The sequence below is a fragment of the Nocardioides ginsengisegetis genome (genome assembly GCF_014138045.1).
GTDB lineage: Bacteria > Actinomycetota > Actinomycetes > Propionibacteriales > Nocardioidaceae > Nocardioides > Nocardioides ginsengisegetis.
Map to the genome: position 1 here is coordinate 1 of NZ_JACGXA010000003.1, position 13,075 is coordinate 13,075.

Annotated in this window: 15 protein-coding genes and 3 pseudogenes; 4 read left to right on the plus strand and 14 right to left on the minus strand. The window is 71.9% G+C overall.

Annotated features, from left to right (window positions below):
• The 4 genes and pseudogenes from FB382_RS19540 to FB382_RS21890 all read right to left on the minus strand — a co-directional run.
• Positions 1-404, minus strand: a pseudogene (locus tag FB382_RS19540) (M13 family metallopeptidase N-terminal domain-containing protein); the annotation flags it as partial.
• A gap of 80 nt (positions 405-484) precedes the next feature.
• Complete coding sequence (locus FB382_RS22675; protein ID WP_220481933.1) at positions 485-895, minus strand: zinc-binding dehydrogenase; 411 nt, start codon at positions 893-895, stop codon at positions 485-487.
• A gap of 82 nt (positions 896-977) precedes the next feature.
• Positions 978-1,127: pseudogene (locus FB382_RS23150) on the minus strand (NADPH:quinone oxidoreductase family protein); the annotation flags it as partial.
• Positions 1,128-1,339: 212 nt separating this feature from the next.
• Positions 1,340-1,477: a hypothetical protein gene (locus FB382_RS21890; RefSeq protein ID WP_220481934.1), complete on the minus strand. Its 138-nt coding sequence runs from the start codon at positions 1,475-1,477 to the stop codon at positions 1,340-1,342.
• Between the two features lie 216 nt (positions 1,478-1,693).
• Here FB382_RS21890 and FB382_RS23155 point away from each other — a divergent pair.
• Together FB382_RS23155 and FB382_RS22685 are read left to right on the plus strand one after the other, a co-directional pair.
• Positions 1,694-2,014, plus strand: a pseudogene (locus FB382_RS23155) (alpha/beta hydrolase); the annotation flags it as partial.
• Positions 1,938-2,435, plus strand: a complete 498-nt coding sequence (locus FB382_RS22685; RefSeq protein WP_343055687.1) for an alpha/beta hydrolase fold domain-containing protein — start codon at positions 1,938-1,940, stop codon at positions 2,433-2,435. The pseudogene FB382_RS23155 and the gene FB382_RS22685, both read left to right, overlap by 77 nt.
• A 15-nt stretch (positions 2,436-2,450) precedes the next feature.
• Here the strand turns inward: FB382_RS22685 and FB382_RS19555 are convergent, their stop codons facing one another.
• Positions 2,451-3,680: a M15 family metallopeptidase gene (locus tag FB382_RS19555; protein WP_182541273.1), complete on the minus strand. Its 1,230-nt coding sequence runs from the start codon at positions 3,678-3,680 to the stop codon at positions 2,451-2,453.
• A 69-nt stretch (positions 3,681-3,749) separates the two neighbouring features.
• The gene (locus FB382_RS19560) at positions 3,750-5,168 is read right to left on the minus strand and encodes an MFS transporter (RefSeq protein ID WP_343055671.1); all 1,419 of its coding nucleotides are present in this window, start codon (positions 5,166-5,168) and stop codon (positions 3,750-3,752) included.
• On the opposite strand from FB382_RS19560, the gene FB382_RS19565 reads away from it, so the two are divergent.
• Positions 5,169-6,062, plus strand: coding sequence for a GTP-binding protein LepA (locus FB382_RS19565; RefSeq protein ID WP_343055672.1), 894 nt, complete (start codon positions 5,169-5,171; stop codon positions 6,060-6,062).
• Positions 6,063-6,065: 3 nt separating this feature from the next.
• On the opposite strand, the gene FB382_RS19570 is transcribed toward FB382_RS19565, so the two are convergent.
• The 5 genes from FB382_RS19570 to FB382_RS19590 all read right to left on the minus strand — a co-directional run bounded on the left by FB382_RS19570 (position 6,066) and on the right by FB382_RS19590 (position 9,793).
• Positions 6,066-6,656: a TetR/AcrR family transcriptional regulator gene (locus FB382_RS19570; RefSeq protein WP_343055673.1), complete on the minus strand. Its 591-nt coding sequence runs from the start codon at positions 6,654-6,656 to the stop codon at positions 6,066-6,068.
• Positions 6,657-6,683: 27 nt separating this feature from the next.
• On the minus strand, positions 6,684-6,887 hold the full coding sequence (locus tag FB382_RS19575) for a ferredoxin (RefSeq protein WP_182541274.1): 204 nt from the start codon (positions 6,885-6,887) through the stop codon (positions 6,684-6,686).
• On the minus strand, positions 6,887-8,317 hold the full coding sequence (locus FB382_RS19580; RefSeq protein ID WP_182541275.1) for a fatty acid desaturase: 1,431 nt from the start codon (positions 8,315-8,317) through the stop codon (positions 6,887-6,889). The genes FB382_RS19575 and FB382_RS19580 overlap by 1 nt, the downstream gene beginning before the upstream one ends.
• Positions 8,318-8,394: 77 nt before the next feature.
• Positions 8,395-9,168 carry a maleylpyruvate isomerase family mycothiol-dependent enzyme gene (locus tag FB382_RS19585; RefSeq protein WP_182541663.1) on the minus strand — a complete coding sequence of 258 codons (774 nt, stop codon included), beginning with the start codon at positions 9,166-9,168 and terminating at the stop codon, positions 8,395-8,397.
• A 73-nt stretch (positions 9,169-9,241) separates the two neighbouring features.
• A complete protein-coding gene (locus FB382_RS19590) occupies positions 9,242-9,793 on the minus strand; it encodes a DUF4232 domain-containing protein (RefSeq protein ID WP_182541664.1) in 552 nt (183 codons plus the stop codon).
• Positions 9,794-9,904: 111 nt separating this feature from the next.
• Between FB382_RS19590 and ppgK the strand changes: the two genes are divergently transcribed.
• Positions 9,905-10,648 carry a polyphosphate--glucose phosphotransferase gene (gene ppgK / locus FB382_RS19595; RefSeq protein ID WP_182541665.1) on the plus strand — a complete coding sequence of 248 codons (744 nt, stop codon included), beginning with the start codon at positions 9,905-9,907 and terminating at the stop codon, positions 10,646-10,648.
• Between the two features lie 24 nt (positions 10,649-10,672).
• On the opposite strand, the gene FB382_RS19600 is transcribed toward ppgK, so the two are convergent.
• The 3 genes from FB382_RS19600 to FB382_RS19610 all read right to left on the minus strand — a co-directional run bounded on the left by FB382_RS19600 (position 10,673) and on the right by FB382_RS19610 (position 13,075).
• Positions 10,673-11,104, minus strand: a complete 432-nt coding sequence (locus tag FB382_RS19600; protein ID WP_182541666.1) for an SRPBCC family protein — start codon at positions 11,102-11,104, stop codon at positions 10,673-10,675.
• 25 nt (positions 11,105-11,129) lie between these two features.
• A complete protein-coding gene (locus FB382_RS19605; RefSeq protein ID WP_182541667.1) occupies positions 11,130-12,503 on the minus strand; it encodes an NAD-dependent malic enzyme in 1,374 nt (457 codons plus the stop codon).
• An 86-nt stretch (positions 12,504-12,589) separates the two neighbouring features.
• Entirely contained in the window at positions 12,590-13,075 is a 486-nt protein-coding gene (locus FB382_RS19610; protein WP_182541668.1) for a glutathione peroxidase, read from the minus strand.

Consider the following 13,075-nt stretch of genomic DNA (forward strand, 5'->3'; position numbering starts at 1 on the left):
CGGTAGTAGGACTCGTCCGGCAGCCCGAGGCCGCCCTGCACGAGGTGGAAGAGGTAGCGGTCGGAGTCCTTGTTGTCGGTGGCGATGTAGCTGCCGAAGAGGCCGTGCCCGCCGATCCGCTCGAACTCGCCGAGGAACGCCGCCAGGTCGCGGGTGTCGCGCAGGGCGGCGACCGCGTCGATCAGCGGCCGCACGGGCCGCAGACCGCGGTGGTTGATGGTCTCGGTGTCCATGAACGACGCGTAGAGGTCGTGGATCTTGCGCGCCTCGTCGTCCAGCGACGCCGGATCGGCGGACGCGATGTCCTCGATGATCCGGCGGACCTGCTCCTCGGCCACGTCGGCCAGCTGGACGAAGGGTCCCCAGCTCGAGCGGTCCGAGGGATCTCGGTCTCGTCGAGCCACCGCCCGTTCCCGTGTCCGAAGAGGTCGTCCTGGGGACGGATGTCGGGGGTTCATGCCCGGTCGGGCGTCATCCAGCATGCTCACGGGACCGACCGTAACCGATCGGTCAGTCGCGCACCCGGACGACCGGACTTGCCGAGGGTGCGGCGTTCGTCCATGTCGACCAGCGCCTGTCCGAAGTCCTCGAGCGCGTACGTCGCCCCGATCGGCGGCTTGATGACGCCCGACTCCATCATCGGCAGGATCTCGGCCCACTGCTCGTGCATGTAGCCCGGCCGCATCATCGCGTAGGCGCCCCAGCCGACGCCGCGGACGTCGATGTTGTTGAGGAGGAGCCGGTTGACCTTGACCTCGGGGATGCCCTGGCCGGACGCGAAGCCGACGACCAGCAGCCGCCCCTGCGCCCCGAGCACCCGCAGCGAGTCGGTGAAGGCGTCGCCGCCGACCACGTCGAGGACGATGTCGACGCCCCGGCCCCCGGTCAGCTCCATGACCTTGTCCTTGAAGTCGTCGGAGCAGCACCGCCTCGTCGGCGCCGGCGTCGAGGGCGACCTTGGCCTTCTCCTCGGTCGAGACGACCGCGATCGTGCGGGCGCCGTAGCCCTTCGCGACCTGGATGGTCGCGGTGCCGACGCCACCGGCCGCGCCGTGCACGAGCACGGTCTCGCCGGCCTTCACGTCGCCGCGCTCGGCCAGCGCGAACTGCGCGGTCAGGTAGTTCATGGGCAGCGCAGCCCCCTCGTCGAGGCTGATCGAGTCCGGCAGTGCGAACGTCGAGACCCGCCGGGTTGCTGACCAGCTCACCGGCAGCGCCGTACGGCGCCACCCCGGCGACCCGCGTCCCCGGAGCGAGCCCGCCGCCGGACACCACGACCCCGCGAAGTCCACGCCGAGGGTGAAGGGCGGCTCGGGCTTGAGCTGGTACTGCCCCTTGCTCAGCAGCAGGTCGGGGAAGGAGATGCCGACGCGGTGCCCTCGACGAGCACGTCGTCGGGGCCGGGCGTCGGCTCGGCGACGTCGCGGATCTCGAGATCGCTGGGACCGGTGGGCGTGATGACCTGGACGGCGCGCATGCCCGGCACGCTACCGACCGGGGCCCGCTCGCCGACCGGCCCATCCGATCCGCGAGCGGCTCCGAACGGGCTACGTGAGGATCGACGACGCCGTCCGGGCCGGGCTCATGCACGCACTCGCCCGCTTCACCCGTCCGCTATGGCGACGAGCTCCGCTTCGCCGGCGAGGACCTGCCGAAGCCGGAGAAGGTCCGCGTGCCCACGCGCTACGGCCACGTGCCGGTCCACCTCTACCGCCCGGTCCGCGCGGCCCGGCGCGCCCTCGGCGCCTACGTGCACTTCCACGGCGGCGCCTTCCTGATGCGCTACCCACAGATGGACGACTTCTGGTGCCGGTACGTCGCCTCCCGGGCGGGCGTCGTGGTCGCCAACGTCGACTTCCGCGCCGGCCCCTACGTGCGGTACCCCGTCGCCCAGCACGAGGCCCACGACGCCGCCGCCCACCTCGCCACCCGCGGCAGTGACCACGGCATCGACGGGACCCGCGTCGCCGTCGGCGGCCTCTCGTCCGGCGGGGCGCTGGCCGCCGCCACCTGTCTGCAGGCGCGCGAACCGCGGCTCCTTCGCCCCGGTCCTCCAGGTGCTCGGCGTCCCGGCCCTCGACATGGCCACCGCCGTCGACACCGGGGCGCCCGGGATGATCTCGCCCGCCCTGCGCAGGCTCGTGCGCCGGGTCTACTTCCCCGACCCCGCGACCCGTGCGGACCCCTACGCCTCGCCGCTGCTGACCGACACCGTGCGGGGGCTGCCGCCCGCGGTCGTCCTCACCGCTGAGCGGGACACCCTGCGTCCCGACGGCGACAAGTACGCCGCCCGGCTGCGCAACGCCGGGATCGAGGTCGTCTCCGACATGACGCCGGGTGCCGACCACTACTTCCTCTCGCACGACCTCGACCGGGCGCGACGGACCATGGAGATGGTCGCCGGACAGATCAGGCGTCGTACGTCGCCCGCCTGAGACTCACGCGTGGATTCAGCGGGGGTCGACCAGCGAGTTCATCTCGAAGTGCATCGGGTCGGTGTAGTGCCACCGGCCGCCCCAGGTGAAGCCCCACTTCTCGAAGATCGCGACGACCTGGCGGTCCATCTCGCCGACGGTGCCGCGCTGGTTGCCGGGCACGTTGAGGTCGAGGGCGAGCCCGAAGGAGTGGTTGGACAGCGTGGTCGTGCCGGCGATGAAGCGCGGGTAGTAGCAGCCGGCGTACTCGTCGGGGTGGATCTTGTCGGCCAGCCCCTGGTCGACGACCTCGTTGAGCGCGGCGGTGAGCTGCGGGAAGAGCAGCCGGTTGCAGGTGACGCTGCCCAGGATCGGGACCTGCTGGGTGGCGATGTGGGAGGCGACCCACGAGGCCTCCGGTGCGATCCGGCCGCCGCCGAGCACGGTGTAGTTGAAGGTGCCGACCGCGTCGGCGACCGAGCCGACGAGGAACGCCGTCTGCTTCGCGTGGATGTCCAGGCCGGCGCGCGCGACGATGTCGAGGCTCTGGACCGACGCGGTCGTGCCGGCGACCTTCTCGACGGGCTTGCGCAGCGAGGACGGCGACGTGCTGCCGGTGTAGATCAGCAGCGCGTTGTCCTTCTTCATGCCCAGCGAGTCGGCCCACTTCTCGTTGACGACGGCGTCGATGGCGTTGGGGATCTGCGGCGCGAACGCCCCGACGTGCAGCTCGGGGGCGTCCTTGCTGGAGCCGAGCTGGAGGTAGCCCTTGCCGGTGATCGGCAGCCGCTTCTTCAGCTCCGGGAGCAGCGCGACCTCGCCGCCCGCGACCCGGTCCCAGACGGCCTGCGTGGTGGCCGAGGCGTACGGCGTCCAGTTGCGGTAGGTGCCCGCGTCGACGGCCGCCACGTTGAGGGCGTGGTTCTCGATGCTGACCTGTGCCATCGAGAGGCTCTCGACGCGGGTGACGCCCTTCAGGTGCTGGATCCGCTTCACGACCGCGGGGCTGAGGGTGTCCTGGCTGTAGACGAGCATGTCGGCGGCGTAGAGCCGGCCGCTCAGCTTGCCGGGCGGGTCGACCGCGTGGTCGGCGTCGGCGACGGGGCTGGTGCTGTTGCTGGGGCTCGTGCCCGGGTCACCCGCGCCGGACGTCGCGGCCGCCGGGCTGGTGGCCGGGTCGTGGGCCGCGGCCTTCCCGTCGCAGCCGGCCGTCGTGAGCAGGGCGAGGGGCAGCAGCAGTGCCGCCAGTGCGCGCGCGTTCCGCATGTGCCCTCCCTCACGGGTCAGACTAGGTCGATGCGGCAAGCCGCACAGCCGGGTCCGCCGATCGTGACGTCACCGCGACCTGCCCCCGGACCTGCCCAGGCCGCCCGGCGTCCGGATCGTCGCCCACGACAGCAGCCCGCCGAGCACGAGCAGGACCGCGCAGGCGACCATCGCGGAGCGGTAGGCGTCGTCGAGCACGGCCGGGTCGGCGTAGTCGTCGCCCCGGAGCCCGACCAGCAGCGGCAGCGCCGCGACGGCCAGCAGCGAGCCGGCCCGCGCCACCGCGTTGTTGACCCCGCTCGCGAGGCCGGCGTGCTCGTCGGGCGCGGCCGCCAGCACCGTGGCCGTCAGCGGCGCGACCAGCAGCGGCAGGCCCAGCCCGAAGACGGTGATGCCGGGCAGCACGTCGAGGACGTACGTCGTCCCCGGACCCACTCGCGTCAGCAGCAGCACCCCCGCCGCCATCACCAGCGGCCCGAGGGTCATCGGGATCCGCGGCCCGATCCGGGACGCCAGCCGGCCACCGCGCCGGGCCAGCAGCAGCATGCAGACCGTGATCGGCAGGCTGGAGATGCCCGCGCGGAGGGCGCCGTACCCGACCACGACCTGGAGCTGCAGGACGAGGAAGAACAGCACGGCGCCGAGGGCGGCGTAGACGAGCAGCGTCATCGCGTTGGCGCTGCTGAACGTGCGGTCGGCGAAGATCCCCAGCGGCAGCATCGGGTGGTCGCTCCGGCGCTCGACGAGCACGAACGCGGCCGCGGCCAGCACGGCGACCCCCAACGCAACGGGCACGAGTGGCCGGCCCCACTCGATGAGCGCGTACGTCGTCCCGCCGAGCGTCAGGCACGCGAGCAGCGCCCCGGTCGCGTCGAACCGCGCGGGGGCGTGCGGGTCGAGCGTCTCGGGCACCGACCGGGTCGCGACGACCACGCTCAGCGCGCCGAGGGGGACGTTGAGGAAGAAGATCCAGCGCCAGTCGGCGTACTCGATGAGGGTGCCGCCGAGGAACGGCCCGAGCGCCGCCGCGATGCCGCCGAGGCCCGACCAGGCGCCGATCGCGGCCGCCCGGTCGTCACGCACGAAGGCGCCCTGGATCATCGCGAGGCTGCCGGGCATCAGCAGCGCCGCGCCGGCGCCCTGCAGGACGCGGGCCGCGATCAGCACCTCCGGTGTGGGCGCGAGCCCGCACAGCACCGAGGCGAGCGTGAAGGCGACGGTCCCGACGTTGAACACCCGCACACGGCCGAACCGGTCGCCCAGCGAGCCCCCGAGCAGGATCAGGCTGGCCAGCGAGAGGAGGTAGCCGTTGGAGACCCACTGGAGCTCGGCGAGCGTCGCGTCGAGGTCCGCGCCGATCGTGCGCAGCGCGACGTTGACGACGGTGCCGTCCAGCATGGTCATGCCCGAGCCGAGCAGGGCGGCGGCCACGACGGCCCGTCCGGCATGCGTGCCCATCCGGACCGCGCCCGGCGCCGAATGCTCCACGTGCCCCACACTATGCGCCACGCCGCGGCCCCTGCCCGTACGACGGAGCAGCGACTCGTCGACCACGTCGAGCGCCTGGGGGCCGAGCACCCGCCGATCGAGCTGTCGTCCGTCGACTTCACCGTGCACCGGCCCGCCGTCCTCGCCGAGCGCTACGGCCACGTGCTGGACTACATGGCCCGGGTCGAGCTCGAGGTGGACCGCAACGTCCTCGAGCTCGTCACGCTGCTCCCGGACCCGCCCGAGGTCGACCGCCGCTTCTTCGCGGACGTCTGGCAGCCGCAGGAGGTCCAGCACGGGCTGATCCTCGACCGCCTGCAGGTGCAGGTCGGCCGGCCGCCGGCCACCCCCGACCTCGACACGGTGGGGGCGAAGATCAAGGTGCTGGGGATGCTCGCCCACGTCGCCGCGATCCAGGACGTCGTGCGGATGCTCTACTACCTGACCGGCGCGGCCACCGAGCGCTCCGCGGTGCTGGCCTACAACCTGCTGCACCGGGGGGTCACGGAGATGGGCGAGACGGCGGTGGCCGACACCGTGATCGCCCCGATCCGTCGCCAGGAGCCCGGCCACTTCGCCTTCTACCAGCTCTCCGCGCGCGGTCTGTGGAGCGAGCTCACCGGCTGGCAGCGCTGGCTGGTGCGCCGGTTACGGCGATTCTCGTTCGCCCCAGTGGGCGCCAACCACGACGGCCAGCGGGCCGATTTCGGCGAGGTGATGGCCACCCTGGGCATCGCCGACGAGCCGAGCCGCTTCGCTGGCGAGATCTCCCGGGTCGAGCGCGAGCTGCTGTGGGCCCGCGAGCAGGGCCTCAAGGTCCCGGCGTACGTCGCCCGCGGGTTCCACGAGGCCGTCGAGCTCGCTCATGCCCGGGCCCGCCGCGCGACGGGCTGAGGGCTAGGGGCGCAGCACCCGCGCGGCGATCCAGGCGATGTCGGCGGACGTGTCGGCCGGGGAGGCCGAGGGCTGCATGACATGGCTGAGCACCACCCGGACGACCATGTCGATGGCGGCCTCGAGGTGCTCGTCGTCGAGGGCGAGCGCGTAGGGCTCGATCCGGTCCTTGATGACGATCTTGGCCGCGGCGAGCAGGGACTCGGCGTGGGTCGTCAGCAGCGGCAGCAGCTCGGTGTCGGCGCCGTGCGTCGCGGAGACGACGGCGTGCAGGAGCGGGTTGTCCTGGGCCAGCTCGAGGACCCCGCGGGTCGCCCCCCGGATCGCCTCGACCAGGTCGGTCGGGGCGTCGTCGAAGGCGAGGTTGACCACGCCGAGGAAGCGGTCGAGCTCGTGCAGGATCATCGCCTCGGCCAGGCCCGGCTTGGTGCCGACCTCGTTGTAGACGGTCTGCCGGGAGACCCCCACCCGGTCGGCGATCCGGGCCATCGTCACCTGGGCCCAGCCGACCTCGGTGGTCAGCGCCACGGCGGCCTCGACGACCCGCTCCCGCATCGTCGCCGTCAGGGGGGCTCGGTCGGGGGCGGTCGTCACGGCACCAGTCTAGGGAGCCGGTCGTGCTCAGTCGGTCAGGGACAGTGCGAGCACCGGGCAGGACGCAACGGCCGCGGCCACCTGCCCACGGTGCTCCTCGGCCGGCGTCTCGTCGCGCAGGTGCATGACGTCGTCACCTCCCTCATCCTCACGGAGCTCGAAGAACTCGTGCGCCATCGCCTCGCACATGCCGAGCCCCTCGCACCGGTCGCGGTCCACGTGGATGCGCATCAGAGGGCCTCGCTCCGGCTCAGGGGGATGAAGTCGACCTTCTCGCGCACGCCGCAGTCCGGGCAGCACCAGTCGGCGGGGATGTCGGCCCAGGCCGTCCCGGCGGCGAAGCCCTCATGCTCGTCGCCGGCGTTGACGTCGTAGGTGTAGGAGCAGCCGGGGCAGCGGGCCGCGAGAACCTCCTCGATCGGCTGGTTTCGAGACGGTTGCAGAGCAACCTCCTCAACCACCGATGGCGGGGGCGGGTACGCCGCGAGGATGCGCTCGCGCTTGCGGGGCTGGAGGTTGGCGCGGGTCAGGTCGCCATCGAAGTGGGCGAGGACGCGGGGGTCCATCACCCGGCGCCAGACCGGCGGGAGGATCGCGAGCACGATCATGCCGGCGTACCCCGTGGGCAGCACCGGGCTCTCCTCGAAGTCGCGCAGGGTCTGGTAGCGACGCGTCGGGTTGGCGTGGTGGTCGCTGTGCCGCTGCAGGTGGTAGAGCAGCACGTTGGTCGCGATGTTGTTGGAGTTCCACGAGTGCGAGGGGTCGACCCGCTCGTAGCGCTGGCGCTCGCCGACGCCGACCTTCTGCCGCAGCATCCCGTAGTGCTCCATGTAGTTGACGACCTCGAGCAGCGAGAAACCGACGACCGCCTGCACGACGAGGAACGGCAGGATCCCCACGCCCAGCCAGGCGACCAGGCCGCCCCACAGCACCGCGGACATCAGCCAGGCGTTGAGCACGTCGTTGCCGAGCCGGAAGGGGTGCTGTTGCTTGCGGGCGTAGCGCCGCTTCTCCAGCCGCCAGGCCGAGCGCAGCGACCCGATCACCGTGCGCGGCCAGAACTGGTAGAAGTTCTCGCCGAACCGGCTGCTGGCGGGGTCCTCCGGGGTGGCGACCCGGACGTGGTGGCCGCGGTTGTGCTCGATGTAGAAGTGGCCGTAGAAGCTCTGCGCCAGCGCGATCTTGGACAGCCAGCGCTCGTTGGCCTCCTTCTTGTGGCCGAGCTCGTGGGCGGTGTTGATGCCGATCCCGCCGATGCAGCCGATCGAGATCGCCAGGCCGAGCTTGTCGAGCGTGGTCAGGTCGCCGAAGCCGCCGGCACCGTGGGCGATGACGTAGAAGGCGCCGACGAAGCCGACGTACTGGATCGGCAGGAAGAGATAGGTGATCCAGCGGTAGTAGCGGTCCTTCTCCAGCGCCTCGATCGCGTCGTCGGGCGGGTTGGAGCGGTCCAGCCCCGCGAGCAGGTCGATCGCCGGGACGACGCCGAGGATCACGATCGGACCGATCCAGAACCACACGCCCCACCCGGTCAGCGCCCACATCCCGCCGGCGATGAACGCCAGGCTCGGGACGACGAGGCCGATCAGCCACAGGTAGCGCTTCTTGTCCTTCCACGCCTCGGTCGAGCCGAGGGGGACCGTCGCGTTGGCGGTGCTCATGCGGGAACCTTCCTGCCGGGGTTTACATGACCATAGGGTTTGTAAACCACTTTGACAAGAGGTTCTGGTTTGTAAAGTCAGGCCCAGCGGACCGCCGACAGGTCGCGCCAGTCGTCCAGCACGCCCCGCGTGTCGACGCAGTCCTCCTCGGCGTCCGAGCGGTTCCACAGCGTCAGGTAGAGCCCGACCGACGGGCCGGTGAGCGTCACGTCGGCCTCCGCCACCGGGCCCGTACGCCGCGTGGTCACCGGCGGGTGCGCGCCGATCTGCACGCGCCACCAGTCGGGTCCGTCCGTGGGAGCCACCACCAGCGTCGTCTCCTCCGGGCGCCGCAGCCGCGACCGGGGCCGGGGCAGGAACCCGCCGAGCAGCTCGTCGATGCCGTCGCGGGCGAGCACGGGGTCGATCCAGGTCTCCGACCCGCGGGGGTAGCGACCCAGTGAGGCCGCGAGCGCGTCGACGGCGTGGATCGTGGTCTCGTGGCACTGCCGCCGCGCCCAGAAGGCCCGGGCCGGCGGGGCGTCGAGCAGGAACACCGGCGCGGCCACCCGCTCGGGCGCGCTGGTCACCGCCGCGGCCACCTCGACGGCCCCGTCGCGCAGCCACTCCAGCGGGTCGGGCGAGGAGCGACCGTCGCGTTCGAGGTCGTCCGGGTCGACCCGCTCGCCGCGGAGCGCCGCCGCGGCCCACCGGTGCACCATCCCCTGGTGCGCGACGAGGTGCCGGACGGTCCAGTCGGGGCAGGTCGGGACGGGCGCGCGAAGGCCGGCCCGCTCGGCGTACCGGACGAAGGAGACCAGGGCAGCACGCAGTCCCTCGAGGTGCTGGGGCGTGGTGAGCTCGGTGGGCATGCCACGAGCCTGACACCTCGGCCGTCCGCAGGCCTCCGATATTTCGTCCGGCGGCCGGCCCGTCAGGCGCTCGTCACTGGAGCCGGGTGCCGTGCGGGCGGTACTTCAGCGTCGTGCAGACGTCGACCTTCAGTGGCAGCCGGTAGTAGCGGTCCACGTCGTGGATCTTGAGCCGGAAGGCCGTGGTCGCCTTGGCGTGGCACTGGCTCGGCACCGTCGGCCCCGGGTCGGTCCAGCTCAGCACCGACTTCACCGTGGCCCCGGCAGAGATCACGACGGGGACGCCCTCGGTGCCGTCGGTGACCGTGTTGGGCGTCGACTCGTGCCCGATCGGGCCGGCCGCGTTGCGGAACCGGTAGGCCGTGTAGCCCATCGTCTGGCAGGCGGTCTCCGAGGCGTTGGTGACGCGGACCGTGAGGAAGCGCGACCCCGCGGCCCCCTCGAGAGCCCCCTTGGACGCCGTGAGGTCGGGGCCGGTGCACACGCGCACGTCCCCCGAGGACGGTCCGTTGACCGACGCGCTCGCGGCGCCCACGGGGGTGGGGGCGCCCAGGGCCAGCGCGAGCGCGGCGGCGACCGTGGGGGCGATCGCGGCGATCGGGTGCCGGCGGGTCCTGATGTCCATCGTAGTCCTCCGTCCGGGGCCCGGACGGGCCCTCATCTCTGGCACGCAGCCGGGGCCGCGAGGGTTGCTTCCGGGGTTGCTTCCCGCCCTCCGGACGGCGAGATTGTGCCCATGAGCGGCGACCTCCCCTTCGGCATCGACTTCGGCGGCACCGGCATCAAGGGCGCGCCCGTCGACCTCGGGACCGGCGACTTCGCGGCCGAGCGCGTGCGCGCGACGACGCCCAAGCCCTCCACCCCCGAGGCGGTGGCGGAGGTGTTCGCGGGGATCCTCGAGCAGTTCCCCGACTCTCGGGGTCCGGTCGGCGTGACCGTGCCCGGCGTCGTACGCCACGGGGTGGTGCACTCCGCCGCCAACATCGACAAGTCCTGGCTCGGCACCGACGCGGACGCCCTCTTCACCAAGGCGACCGGCCGCGACGTGCATGTCGTCAACGACGCGGACGCCGCCGGCCTGGCCGAGGTGCGGTACGGCGCCGCCCGCGGGCGCGACGGACTGGTCATCGTCACCACCCTCGGCACCGGCATCGGCTCCGCCCTGGTGTACGACGGCGTGCTGGTGCCCAACTCCGAGCTCGGGCACCTCGAGATCGACGGCCACGGCGCCGAGAAGCGCGCCGCCAACAGCGCCCGGGAGTCCGAGGACCTGTCCTGGGCGAAGTGGGCCCAGCGGCTCACGACGTACTACCGGACCCTGGAGATGCTCTTCTCGCCCGACCTCTTCGTCGTGGGCGGCGGGATCAGCAAGAAGTCCGACGAGTTCCTGCCGCTGATCGACATCGACACCGAGATCGTCCCGGCGACACTGCGCAACAAGGCCGGGATCGTCGGGGCCGCGCTCTGCGCGACCCGCTGACGGGGACCCGGCTCAAGACCCGGCTCAGGACTCGGCGAGCGCCTTCAGCTTCGTCATCGCGTCGAGGGTCTGCCTGGGCAGCGCCCGCTTGATCATCGGCGTGAAGAGCTTGCCGAAGCCCTTGGTCTGGATCGTGATCTCGTGGGTCAGCGACGTCTCGGCACCCATCGGCGCGACCTTGAAGTCGACCGTCACGTCGGTCATCTTGTCGACGAAGTGCAGGGTGAGGTGGCGGTCCTGCTCGCGCGCCGCGACCTCGCCGTCCATCGTGCCGGTGCGGCTGCCGTCCTTGTAGTGGTACTTCAGCGGCAGGCCGGCGTGGTTGGGGCCGTCCTCGAGCTTGTCGATGCCCGTGCAGCGAGTCAGCCACTCCGGGGTCCGGGTGAAGTCGTCGATGATCGCGAAGACGTGCTCCGGGGAGGCGGCGACGGTCTCGGTGTGCGCGAAGCTGGGCATGCGCTCAGGCTAGCCCGCCCCGGACTCAGTGACCGCGGATCGCCGCGGCGACCGCCTTCGGCACGTCGGGGTGGAAGACGGTCGGGATGATGAAGTTGGGGTTGAGCTCCTCGTCCTTGACGACCAGGGCGATCGCCTCGGCCGCCCGGAGCAGCATGTCGACGGTGATCTCGGAGGCCCGCGCGTCGAGCAGGCCCCGGAAGACGCCCGGGAAGGCCAGCACGTTGTTGATCTGGTTGGGGTAGTCCGAGCGGCCGCTCGCCACCACGGCGGCGTACTTCTCGGCCTCGGCGGGGTCGACCTCGGGGTCGGGGTTGGCCAGCGCGAAGACGACCGCGTCGTCGGCCATGTCCTTGATCCACTCGGGCTTCAGCACGCCGGGCGCGCTCACGCCGATGAACACGTCGGCGCCGGCCAGCACCGTGTGCAGGTCGCCGGTGACGCGGCGGGGGTTGGTCGCGGCCGCCAGCTCGCGGTGCGCGGGCGCGAGGGTGTCGTCGTCGGCCGACAGGGCGCCGGCCCGGTCGACCACGACCACGTCGGTGACGCCGGCGGCGAGCAGGAGCGTGACGATGGCGGTGCCGGCGGCACCGCCGCCCGAGACCACGACCCGCACGTCGGCGAGCTGCTTGCGCACCACGCGCAGCGCGTTGGTCAGCGCGGCGAGCACGACGATCGCGGTGCCGTGCTGGTCGTCGTGGAAGACCGGGATGTCGAGGCTGGCGCGCAGCCGCGCCTCGATCTCGAAGCAGCGCGGGGCCGCGATGTCCTCGAGGTTGATGCCGCCGAAGCCGGGCGCGATCATCTCGACGGCCCGGACGATCTCGTCGGTGTCCTGGCTGGCCAGGCAGATCGGCCAGGCGTCGATGTCGGCGAAGCGCTTGAACAGCGCGGCCTTCCCCTCCATCACCGGCATCGCGGCGCCGGGGCCGATGTTGCCGAGGCCGAGGACGGCCGAGCCGTCGGTGACGACCGCGACGGAGTTGCCCTTGACCGTCAGCCGCCAGACGTCGTCGGGGTGCTCGGCGATCGCCATGCTCACCCGACCGACGCCGGGGGTGTAGGCCATGGAGAGGTCGTCGCGGTTCTTCAGCGGCACCTTGGAGGCGACCTCGATCTTGCCGCCGAGGTGCAGCAGGAAGGTCCGGTCACTGGTCTTGTGGACCTCGACCCCGGCCACCGCGTCGACCGCGGCCTCGAGGAGCTTGGCGTGGTCGGCGTCGCTGGCCGAGCAGGTCACGTCGACCACGAGCCGCTCGTGGCTGGACTCCGCCACGTCGATGGCGGTCACGATGCCGCCGGCCTGGGCGATCGCGGTCGCGACCGCTCCCACCACCCCGTGGTCCGGCGCCGTGTAGAGGCGCATGGTGATGGAGTACGACGAGGTGGTGGCGGCCATGCCAGCACCTTGCTCTCGGCGCGTGGTTACGAGCAAGTCACCTCCGACCGCAACGACCAGAAGTGACCGCGATCACGGGTCGACCGTCAGGCGGCCAGCGCCTTCTCGATGTCGCCGGTGATCTTCTCCGGCGGGGTGGTCGGCGCGTAGCGACCGATCACCTTGCCGTCGCGGTCCACGAGGAACTTGGTGAAGTTCCAGCGGATCTTGTTGCCCAGCAGGCCGCTCTTCTGCTTGCGCAGCCACTGGAAGACGGGGTGGGCGTTGTCGCCGTTGACGTCGACCTTCGCGAAGAGCGGGAAGGAGACGCCGAAGTTGCGCTCGCAGAAGGACGCGATCTCGTCCTCGCTGCCCGGCTCCTGCCCACCGAACTGGTCGCACGGGAAGCCCAGCACGCTGAACCCCTGGTCCTCGTAGCTGTCGTGCAGCTCCTGGAGGCCGGAGTACTGGCCGGTGAAGCCGCACTGGGAGGCGGTGTTGACGACGAGGAGCACCTGGCCGTCGTACGTCGCGAGGTCCACGTCGGTGCCGTCGATCGCGCGCGCGGAGAAGTCGGTGAGGGAGGGAGCCAT

Bases quoted from the DNA above. Each gene is read 5' to 3' on its own strand.
- FB382_RS19580 (WP_182541275.1), bottom strand. From the start codon at position 8,317: ATGAGCACCGCCAACGCGACGGTCCCCCTCGGCTCGACCGAGGCGTGG.
- FB382_RS19585 (WP_182541663.1), bottom strand. From the start codon at position 9,168: ATGCCCACCGAGCTCACCACGCCCCAGCACCTCGAGGGACTGCGTGCT.
- FB382_RS19590 (WP_182541664.1), bottom strand. From the start codon at position 9,793: ATGGACATCAGGACCCGCCGGCACCCGATCGCCGCGATCGCCCCCACG.
- FB382_RS19575 (WP_182541274.1), bottom strand. From the start codon at position 6,887: ATGCGCATCCACGTGGACCGCGACCGGTGCGAGGGGCTCGGCATGTGC.
- FB382_RS21890 (WP_220481934.1), bottom strand. From the start codon at position 1,477: ATGCGCGCCGTCCAGGTCATCACGCCCACCGGTCCCAGCGATCTCGAG.
- FB382_RS19605 (WP_182541667.1), bottom strand. From the start codon at position 12,503: ATGGCCGCCACCACCTCGTCGTACTCCATCACCATGCGCCTCTACACG.
- FB382_RS19555 (WP_182541273.1), bottom strand. From the start codon at position 3,680: ATGCGGAACGCGCGCGCACTGGCGGCACTGCTGCTGCCCCTCGCCCTG.
- ppgK (WP_182541665.1), top strand. From the start codon at position 9,905: ATGAGCGGCGACCTCCCCTTCGGCATCGACTTCGGCGGCACCGGCATC.
- FB382_RS19610 (WP_182541668.1), bottom strand. From the start codon at position 13,075: ATGGCTCCCTCCCTCACCGACTTCTCCGCGCGCGCGATCGACGGCACC.
- FB382_RS22675 (WP_220481933.1), bottom strand. From the start codon at position 895: ATGGAGCTGACCGGGGGCCGGGGCGTCGACATCGTCCTCGACGTGGTC.
- FB382_RS19600 (WP_182541666.1), bottom strand. From the start codon at position 11,104: ATGCCCAGCTTCGCGCACACCGAGACCGTCGCCGCCTCCCCGGAGCAC.